The sequence below is a fragment of the Geobacillus sp. DSP4a genome, assembly GCF_013096875.1.
In the GTDB taxonomy this organism is placed as follows: domain Bacteria; phylum Bacillota; class Bacilli; order Bacillales; family Anoxybacillaceae; genus Geobacillus; species Geobacillus thermophilus.
Genome location: NZ_SDLD01000289.1, coordinates 1 through 254, shown reverse-complemented (window position 1 = coordinate 254; position 254 = coordinate 1). Strand labels below are relative to the sequence as shown.

Sequence of the window (254 nt, the reverse complement as noted above, 5' to 3'; positions counted from 1 at the left end):
CTTGTGTTCAAAATAGTATTGTCTGACATTGTACAATCCGACGTTGTACATGTTCTTGGCAATATGGCACAGTTCTCGAAGAGTCAAGTATTCTTCTTTGGTCAAACCATTTAGCTGTTGTTTGATAGTAACTATTCAGCCACATCATAAAGTGAGCTGAATATTTTCTTCTTTCCTTGTCTATGATGTGAATATTGATAGACAAGGAGGTGAATCGCATGTTGACGGTACAACAAGCTGTATTTACAGTTGAA

General features: G+C 36.6%; 1 pseudogene. It reads right to left on the bottom strand.

What is annotated here, in order from left to right:
- Positions 1–135 (bottom strand): annotated as a pseudogene (locus ETC02_RS18575) (RNA-guided endonuclease TnpB family protein); the annotation flags it as partial.
- Positions 136–254: the final 119 nt, after the last annotated feature.